This window comes from Blautia sp. SF-50 (genome assembly GCF_900101315.1).
Taxonomy (GTDB): Bacteria; Bacillota; Clostridia; order Lachnospirales; family Lachnospiraceae; genus Blautia_A; species Blautia_A fusiformis.
Genome location: NZ_FMUW01000023.1, coordinates 42,557 through 51,561 on the forward strand (window position 1 = coordinate 42,557; position 9,005 = coordinate 51,561).

8 protein-coding genes and 1 pseudogene are annotated in these 9,005 nt (G+C 41.5%); 7 read left to right on the top strand and 2 right to left on the bottom strand.

What is annotated here, in order from left to right:
- Positions 1 to 13: 13 nt before the first annotated feature.
- Positions 14 to 580 (bottom strand): LemA family protein, encoded by a 567-nt coding sequence (locus tag BLP57_RS13235; protein WP_092072322.1) that lies wholly within the window; start codon positions 578 to 580, stop codon positions 14 to 16.
- Positions 581 to 774: 194 nt separating this feature from the next.
- On the bottom strand, positions 775 to 1,719 hold the full coding sequence (locus BLP57_RS13240) for a ketopantoate reductase family protein (protein WP_092072325.1): 945 nt from the start codon (positions 1,717 to 1,719) through the stop codon (positions 775 to 777).
- 194 nt (positions 1,720 to 1,913) lie between these two features.
- Here BLP57_RS13240 and BLP57_RS13245 point away from each other — a divergent pair, with 194 nt between their 5' ends.
- The 7 genes and pseudogenes from BLP57_RS13245 to BLP57_RS18075 all read left to right on the top strand — a co-directional run.
- The gene (locus BLP57_RS13245; RefSeq protein ID WP_092072326.1) at positions 1,914 to 3,002 is read left to right on the top strand and encodes a pyridoxal phosphate-dependent aminotransferase; all 1,089 of its coding nucleotides are present in this window, start codon (positions 1,914 to 1,916) and stop codon (positions 3,000 to 3,002) included.
- Between the two features lie 189 nt (positions 3,003 to 3,191).
- A complete protein-coding gene (locus BLP57_RS13250) occupies positions 3,192 to 4,322 on the top strand; it encodes a CDP-glycerol glycerophosphotransferase family protein (RefSeq protein ID WP_092072329.1) in 1,131 nt (376 codons plus the stop codon).
- 7 nt (positions 4,323 to 4,329) lie between these two features.
- A complete protein-coding gene (locus BLP57_RS13255; protein ID WP_092072332.1) occupies positions 4,330 to 5,043 on the top strand; it encodes an IspD/TarI family cytidylyltransferase in 714 nt (237 codons plus the stop codon).
- On the top strand, positions 5,044 to 6,069 hold the full coding sequence (locus BLP57_RS13260; RefSeq protein ID WP_092072335.1) for a ribitol-5-phosphate dehydrogenase: 1,026 nt from the start codon (positions 5,044 to 5,046) through the stop codon (positions 6,067 to 6,069).
- Between the two features lie 4 nt (positions 6,070 to 6,073).
- Positions 6,074 to 7,285, top strand: a complete 1,212-nt coding sequence (locus BLP57_RS13265; RefSeq protein WP_092072338.1) for a CDP-glycerol glycerophosphotransferase family protein — start codon at positions 6,074 to 6,076, stop codon at positions 7,283 to 7,285.
- Between the two features lie 72 nt (positions 7,286 to 7,357).
- Positions 7,358 to 8,557 (top strand): CDP-glycerol glycerophosphotransferase family protein, encoded by a 1,200-nt coding sequence (locus BLP57_RS13270; protein WP_242872631.1) that lies wholly within the window; start codon positions 7,358 to 7,360, stop codon positions 8,555 to 8,557.
- Between the two features lie 198 nt (positions 8,558 to 8,755).
- Positions 8,756 to 9,005, top strand: a pseudogene (locus BLP57_RS18075) (IS5/IS1182 family transposase); the annotation flags it as partial.

Sequence of the window (9,005 nt, forward strand, 5' to 3'; positions counted from 1 at the left end):
ACAGTACAGCTTATCAGTCGGCAAGCATCTCTCCTACGTCAGGAGTCTCCTGGGCAGAAGTACTAGCTTCAAAATACGACGCCTTTTCAAACCCAAAGACTGAACCCAGAATATTTCCCGGGAACTTCACGAGCTTCGTATTATAAGATTTCACAGCATCATTATAATCTTTTCTTGCTACTGAAATACGATTCTCACTTCCGGACAGCTCATCCATAAGGCTGACATAAGTTGTATCACTCTTCAACTCAGGATAATTCTCCACTACAACTTTAAGGCCATTCAGTGCACTCTCCACCTGCTGATCTGCATCCGCTTTCTCTTCCATAGTATCTGCATCCATCAGCTGGCTGCGGGCTTCCAGAACCTTGTCAAAAACTTCCGTCTCATGTTTCGCATAACTCTTTACTGTGCTGACAAGATTCGGGATCAGATCCGCCCTCCTCTGCAGCATGTTCTCAACATCGGCCTGCGCTGTATCTACCGATTCTCTGTCTCCTGCCAGTCCGTTATAGCTGACAGCCAGTCCACCTGCCAGTACAAGGATCACGACAACAATGATTGCGAGTGTTTTTTTCATTTCTGCTTCCCCCTTCCGGTGTATTTAATGTGAAATATCTGGACAATAGCTGCGCGGATATTCACCAGACATATTCCTTTGATTCCATTGTACCAAACCCGCCAAAAATACACCACAAAAAAGTCCAACTTTACGGTGAAAATATATCTGGATTTGTCACGATTCATTTTGTGAGCAGCAGTCCGGATTTTCCATTAGAATTTCTCTGCCATCTCCCTCAGTCCCTGATACATTTTTTCAGATAAAGGAATCTCCACGCCCAGACGTTTAGCCTCTTTCACAATATATCCACTGAAAGTCTCCAGCTCTGTCTGTTTCTTACAGATTCGATAATCTCTCTGCAGAGAACTTGTGGCATTATCTGCATGCACGTGGCGGAATTTATGGATCACTTCATTGATATGCTCATCTGTCAAAGCCACACCCTTGGCACGTCCTACACTCGCAGCTTCCCACACAAGAGTTTCATACTGCTGTGCTTTCACCTGATCACTTCGCAGTTCTCCGATCGTGTTGTCATAAAAAGCAGTCATCACATTAAACGCGCAATTAAGGATATATTTCCGCCAGATCTCTACCTCAATATCCCCCTCATCTTTATAATCAATATCTGCACCTTTCAGGATCTTTGCAACTTCCGCAACTTTCTCCCTCTGCTTCTCATCCGCATTTTTGATTCCAATACACAGCCATGTAAATGTATCCTGCTGAGAAATGGAAAAATCTTCATTTGCAAAAGCCACCGTATAGATCAGAGAGTCTACCACCGTTCCTTTGCCGATCAGCGTACGGATATTTTCTCCCGGATCAACACCATTCATTACCGGAATGATCACCGTATCCTCTGTAACCATATCCCGGATACTCTCGCACACCTCTGCAAGAGAGTAATTTTTTACACAGATAAAAATATAATCCTGCCGTCCCATATTGCAGACTGGAACTACCCGCTCCGGCCTTGCAATGATCTCACCTTTATAATCACTGTGCAGCACAAGCCCCTTCTCCCGGATACTCTCCGCTCTGGCTCCACGTGCCACCATTGTCACATGAGGATATGCTCTCGCCAGCATCCCTGCCACATATCCACCAACACCGCCGATTCCGATCACTGCAATTTTTTTCTCTTCTGCCTTCATCTCATCTGTCTCCTTTTTTCACGGATGTCCTGTATTTCTGCGGTTATAAAACCATTATCTCCGCATAATTATTCATAATCACATTTTATCAGATAGCAAAGAAAATTACTATCCTGCCTTTCTTTGAAAAGAATTCTGGTGTATACTGGAATTACTTTTTAAATGAAAAAAATAAACAAATGAGGTGACCGAACATGGACACAAAACCCGTTTTTCACGGAAGTGATATAGAAAAAATCTGCAGCTATTATAATTTAAAAAAAGAAGACATCGTCAAATTCGGCGCAAACGTCAATCCTCTCGGATTATCTCCGAAAGCCAGCAAAGCAATTGCAGAACACGTTGATCTTCTTTCTTCCTATCCGGACAGAGAATACACTTCTCTTCGCAATACGATTTCCCGTTACTGCAGGATCCCGGCTGATTTTATACTTCCAGGAAACGGTTCCAGTGAACTGATCTCCCTTCTTATTGAAGAAAGAGCACCAAAGCACACTTTGATCCTTGGCCCGACCTACTCCGAATATTCCAGAGAACTCTCTTTCTCAGGAAGTACACAGGAATATTATCATCTTCAGGAGAATAATGATTTCGGGCCGGATATTCCGGATCTCTGCAAAAAGCTTACTCAGGGCTATGATTTTCTTATCCTCTGCAATCCCAACAATCCAACATCTTCTGCCATTTCAAAGGAAGATCTCCGCAAGCTCATAAGTTTCTGTGCGGAAAAAAACATCTTCGTAATGATTGATGAAACTTACGTGGAATTTGCCCCGGATATCAATGCTATCACAGCCGTTCCCCTTACACAGGAATTTACCAATCTCATGGTACTCCGCGGTGTATCAAAATTCTTCGCAGCACCTGGAATGCGCCTTGGCTACGGAATCACCGGAAACATGAACTTCCTCGCAAAAATGCGTGAGAAACAGACACCATGGTCATTAAACAGCATTGGTGCTTTTGCAGGAGAAATCATGCTTCAGGATGAAGAATACATCCGAAACACAAGAGAACTGATCCTGTCCGAACGTGTCAGAATAATCTCCGAATTAAAAAAAGTTCCAACTTACAAAGTCTATCCGGCTTATGCCAACTTCATCCTTCTCAGGATCCGGAAAGAAGGCCTCACATCCTACAATGTTTTCGAAGCCTGCATCCGCCAGGGACTCATGATTCGCGACTGCTCCTCCTTCCAGTGCCTGGAAGGCGAATATGTCAGATTCTGCATTATGATGCCGGAGGATAATACACGGCTTGTAAACGTGCTGAAATCACTGTAAACGAGAGAAACAATCATTGTGATTCAATGCAGAATATGTTATACTGCAACAGGCATTAAGCAAGTGGATATTCGCAATCCGCATTCGCTACTTGCTCATAACCGAATAACTGCTTCGCAGTTTATTGGTTAATTTATGTAAAATTTTTGAAACAAAAAATATATAATCCGAGAAAACGAGGATCAGTAAATGATATTTCGGGTAAAACAAATCATAAAAATGATCTTTCAGCAGGTGATCCTTCCAGTTATATATAACATCTATGCTGTAAAGCCGGTCATTCCAAATACTGTGATCCTGGCCGATGCTCACCATGATGAAATTCCATTCAGCATGCTGGCTATTAAGGATGAACTTATGCAGCATCCTGAGCTTCAGATCACAGAGTTATACTGGAACAACAGTTCCTGTTCTGTTCTTGGAATTTTCCGAAATATGGCCTGTTTCATGAAGAAATATGCAACAGCAGAAACTGTCATCATCTGCGATAATTTTCTTCCTGCAGCATCCTGTCGGAAACGTAAGGAAACCAGCGTCATACAGCTGTGGCATGCCTGTGGTGCATTCAAAAAGTTTGGCTACGACACAAGCGCAGATATTCCTTCCTACTATAAAGGAAATGTTCTGGCCAACTGCGATCTGGTAACTGTCAGCTCCCAAATCTGTGTGAAACCTTTTTCCAGTGCCATGCGGCTTCCGGAAAAAGCAGTTCGTCCTGTTGGAGTCAGCCGAACAGATCTGTATTTCAATGATACATTTAATCAGGCCTGCAGAAATCATTTTTTTTCTCAGTATCCTAATGCACAGGGCAAAAAAATCGTTCTCTGGGTTCCGACTTTTCGTGGAAATCCAGGTATTGCCAGTGTAAAAGGCCTCGATGACATCCTTCATGCCAGAGACCAGCTGAAGGATACCCATTATTTTATCATTAAGCTGCATCCGCATACACAGGCTCATATAGAAGGAACCAACTGCAGCATCTCTTCCGAGGAACTGCTTCCTGTAGCAGACGTTGTGATCACAGATTATTCTTCGATCCTTTTTGATGCAATGATCTACAAACATCCGCTTGTTCTGTTTGTTCCAGATCTTGATGAATATCTGGACAACCGTGGATTTTATCTGGATTACAACACACTTCCAGGCCTGCGTGCACAGAACCTTGAACAGCTGCTGCAGATATTAACAGATGAAGATCTTCTTCATTCTTCCGTTAATAAAGTCTATACAGACTTTTATGATAAATATATGGCATCTTGTGACGGACACTCAACAAAACGAATTATAAACTATATCAAGAAAACAGATAACAGGAGGTAAACCCTATATGGCTAATAATGTTTTTGGTATTATCCTTGCCGGCGGCAAAGGTACAAGAATGGGCAACGTAGAACGCCCGAAACAGTTTATGGAGATTGGCAAAAAACCAATCATCATCCACACCATTGAAAAATTTGCAATTCATTCTGCATTTGACAAGATTATCATCCTGTCTCCTAAAGCATGGATCTCCCATACCAAGGATCTGATCCGCAAATATATTCCAAACAGCTCTAATCTCGCAGTTATTGAGGGCGGTTCCACAAGAAATGAAACCATCATGAACGGAATCCGTTATATTGAAGAAAATTTCGGTCTTAATGATGAGACCGTTATTGTAACGCATGACTCTGTTCGTCCTTTTGTTTCTCACCGCATGATCGAGGAGAACATCGAAGCTGCTATGGAATACGGTGCATGCGATACTGTGATCCCTGCAACAGATACCATCGTAGAGAGCAAAGATCACACCTGTATCAGCTCTATCCCGGAACGTTCCACAATGTATCAGGGACAGACTCCTCAGTCTTTCCGTGCAAAAAAACTTCGTGACATTTACTTAAATATGACAGATCAGGAGAAAGAGATTCTTACAGATGCCTGCAAAATTATGGTTCTTAAAGGCGAGCAGGTTAAGCTTGTAGAAGGCGATGTTACCAACATCAAGATCACTTATCCATCTGATATCCGTATGGCAGAATCTTTAATGGGAGGCGAGTAAATGTTAACATCAGTTTATCGTTTAGTCAGACCACGTCAGTTTGAACTGGTTTTCAAAGATATTACTATGGATGATTCCCATGTGATCGTCCATCCTATCCGTCTGTCCATCTGCAACGCTGACCAGCGTTACTATCAGGGACTCCGTGCGGAAAATATTCTTAAAAAGAAACTCCCGATGGCACTGATCCACGAAGCGATCGGACGTGTTGTATTCGATCCTACCGGTGAATTTAAAGAGGGAACTCTTGTGGTAATGATCCCGAATACACCTTTTGAAAAAGACGATATCATCGCAGAAAACTATCTTCGCAGCAGCAAATTCCGTGCAAGCGGATTTGACGGTTTTATGCAGGAATATGTCAGCATGGAACCTGACCGTCTTGTTGTACTTCCGGAAGATATCAATCTTTCTGTAGCTGCCTTCACAGAGATCGTCAGCGTAAGTTACCATGCGATCCAGAGATTTTTACGATTCTCACACGAGCGCAGAAATGTGATCGGTGTATGGGGCGATGGAAACCTGGGATATATCACATCCCTTCTCCTGAAAACCATCCTTCCGGATACCAGAATCTGTGTTTTTGGTGTTAACGAATATAAACTGCACGATTTTTCATTTGCAGATGACACTTATCTGATCTCAGACATTCCAGATGATCTTCATCTGGATCACGCATTTGAATGTGTAGGCGGTGCTGCCTCATCCAAAGCGATCAATCAGATCATTGACTATATTAACCCTGAAGGTACCATTTCCATCATGGGTGTATCCGAGGACCTTGCTCCTATCAATACACGAATGGTTCTGGAAAAAGGTCTCCGCATTTTCGGAAGCAGCCGCAGCGGCCGCAGCGATTTCCAGGGACTTATTAATCTGTACCGTGAGAATCCGGACGTAGTCAACCAGCTGGAAAAAATCGTCGGCGCAGAGCTTAATGTAAGAAGTATCCAGGATATCACCACTGCTTTTGAAGCCGATATTCATAAAATCATGGGAAAAACAGTAATGATATGGGAGAATTAACCTAATGAAGAATATAAAAAAAAAGATCTATGAGGCATTGCCTTCCCGCGTTACAAAAGGCTACCGAATAGCTCGCAAAACTATAATACTTCATATTGTTTACCCATTCACTTACAAATTTTTTACACTTACTAAAAAATTAAACAAAAATAAAGTTGTTTTCATTGAAACCCGTTTTGACAAGATTACTGATTCTTTTCAGCTTGTCTATAAACGTATGAAAAAAGAAGGATATGAAATCCACGAAGAATATCTTCTCAGTCTCCAGCAGGGGAGTTGGGCTTATATGAGCCGCTGCCTGCGTATGCTGAAAGATATTTCCGATGCACATTATATTTTTCTGAACGATGTATGCAATATTACAAGCTGTATTCCTCTTCGCAAAGAAAGCAAAATCTTCCAGCTGTGGCATGCATGTGGTGCTTTTAAGAAATTCGGTATGAGTACTGCTGACCTGATCTCCGGAGACAGTCGAAAAAATCAGGAAAAATTTCCTTATTACCGCAATCAGACTTATGTTACAGTAAGCAGTCCTGAAATCAGCTGGGCTTATGAAGAGGCCATGGATTTAAAAGGTACTGATACCCAGATTGTTGCTACCGGAATCAGCCGAACAGATGTTTTTTATGATAAAGATTTCATCAAAAAAGCTAAAGAAACCGTTTATTCCGTATGCCCACAGACACGCGGCAAAAAAATCATCCTTTATGCTCCAACTTTCCGCGGTCGTGTTGTCAAAGCAGAAGGTCCCGATCAGCTGAATATTCAGGCTATGATGGATTCACTGGGTGATGAATACATCCTTCTGATCAAACATCATCCATTTGTAAAAAAACGTCCTGATATCCCTGACGAATGCAAAGATTTTGCACTGGATATCTCAGAAAAGCTGGAAATTGATCAGCTTCTCTGTGCAAGTGATATCTGCATTTCCGATTATTCATCTTTGGTCTTTGAATACTCATTATTTGAACGCCCGATGATCTTCTTCGCTTATGACCTGAATGATTATTTTGACTGGAGAGGTTTTTACTATGATTATGACGAACTTACTCCAGGCCCTGTTGTTGCTGAGACAGAAGCGATCATTGATTACATTAAGAATCTTGACACATGTTTTGATAAAGCCAAAGTTCATGCCTTCAGAGAAAAATTTATGTCAGCATGTGATGGACATGCAACTGATCGAATTATGGATTTGGTTCACAACTGTTAGCCAGATTCACTGTATATAATCCTATGGGAAAAAGGGGAAAATTAGCATATGAAAAAAATATTCAAAAAAATATTGAAAAAAATTTATAAGGCACTTCCCAAAAAAGTGACCCAGTTTTACAAAAAAGCGCGTAAGCATATTATGCTGCGTTTTGTTTTTCCAATGACATACAAGCGCAGCGCACGCGGTAAAGAGATTCAGGATAAAAAAGTAGTTTTCGTTGAAATCCGTTACAAAAAGATCGTCAGTGCATATCAGCTTGTTTATGACCGTCTTATTGCCGAAGGCTACGATGTTCATGTACAGTACATCCAGAATATCTCACCTAACAGATGGGCTTATATTGGCCGCTGTATTGAAATGCTCAAAGACATTTCCGATGCACATTATGTATTCCTCAATGACGGCTGCAATATAACCAGCTGTGTTCCTATGCGTAAGGAAACTGTTGTATTCCAGTTATGGCATGCATGTGGTGCTTTCAAAAAATTCGGTATGAGTACTGCTGATCTGATCTTTGGCGATAACCGCAAAAATCAGGAAAGATATCCAAACTACAGAAATATCACTTATGTATCTGTAAGCAGTCCTGAAATTATCTGGGCTTACAGAGAAGCTATGAATCTTGACGGAACCGATACACAGGTTATTCCTGCTGGTGTCAGCCGTACAGATGTATTCTATGACAAAGATTTCATAGAAGATGCCAAAGAACAGGTTTATGCCGTATGCCCACAGGCACGCGATAAAAAAATCATTTTATATGCTCCAACTTTCCGCGGACGTGTTGCTAAAGCAAAAACACCTGACTGCCTTGACATCCCGGCTATGAAAGAGGCTTTTGGTGATGAATATGTTCTTCTTCTCAAACATCACCCTCTTGTAAAAAAACGCCCGATAGTTCCGGAAGAATGCCAGGACTTTGCAATGGATATTACTAAAGATCTTGATATTGAACAGCTGCTTTGCGTCAGTGATATCTGTATTTCCGATTATTCATCACTGATTTTTGAGTATTCTCTGTTTGAACGTCCAATGATCTTCTACGCTTACGATCTGGATAATTACTTTGACTGGAGAGGTTTCTATTACAACTACGATGAACTCACCCCAGGCCCGATCGTTACCTCAACAGAAGAGATCATTGATTATATCCAGAATCTTGATACTCGTTTTGACAAAGCTGAAGTCCATGCATTCAGAGAAAAATTCATGTCTGCATGTGATGGACACGCAACCGACCGTATTGTAGAACTGGTTCATAACAATTAATTAAATTACCCGAAAAAACTCATCCACAAGTTAACAGGGGCTGTCGCACTAACGTGCGGCAGCTCATTTTATATTCAACACAAAACTATTAATTGACCTTTGCTCCGCTTTTTTCATTATAACGTGCGGCAGCTCATTTTATATTCAACACAAAACGCCGGACTTCGAAAAGCCCGGCGCTTGTGGTATAATTAGTTTATGCTACTAAACAAAATAATACAGAGAGATTATACCTCATTTTCTCTGTATTATCAAATCAAACTTCCGCTAGATTTAGAGATTTCTATTCCATCTGATGATCCGGTTCGTCTGGTAAGTGCCTTTGTGGAGGAAATGGACCTTTCTGAACTGTATAAAACTTACGGCAGGATCAGAAAAAATCAGGCAACACCGCGTCAGATTCTGAAACTTGTTATCTATGCAGCAATGAATCGGATCTATTCAAGCC

Bases quoted from the DNA above. Each gene is read 5' to 3' on its own strand.
- BLP57_RS13255 (WP_092072332.1), top strand. From the start codon at position 4,330: ATGGCTAATAATGTTTTTGGTATTATCCTTGCCGGCGGCAAAGGTACA.
- BLP57_RS13250 (WP_092072329.1), top strand. From the start codon at position 3,192: ATGATATTTCGGGTAAAACAAATCATAAAAATGATCTTTCAGCAGGTG.
- BLP57_RS13240 (WP_092072325.1), bottom strand. From the start codon at position 1,719: ATGAAGGCAGAAGAGAAAAAAATTGCAGTGATCGGAATCGGCGGTGTT.
- BLP57_RS13235 (WP_092072322.1), bottom strand. From the start codon at position 580: ATGAAAAAAACACTCGCAATCATTGTTGTCGTGATCCTTGTACTGGCA.
- BLP57_RS13260 (WP_092072335.1), top strand. From the start codon at position 5,044: ATGTTAACATCAGTTTATCGTTTAGTCAGACCACGTCAGTTTGAACTG.
- BLP57_RS13245 (WP_092072326.1), top strand. From the start codon at position 1,914: ATGGACACAAAACCCGTTTTTCACGGAAGTGATATAGAAAAAATCTGC.
- BLP57_RS13265 (WP_092072338.1), top strand. From the start codon at position 6,074: ATGAAGAATATAAAAAAAAAGATCTATGAGGCATTGCCTTCCCGCGTT.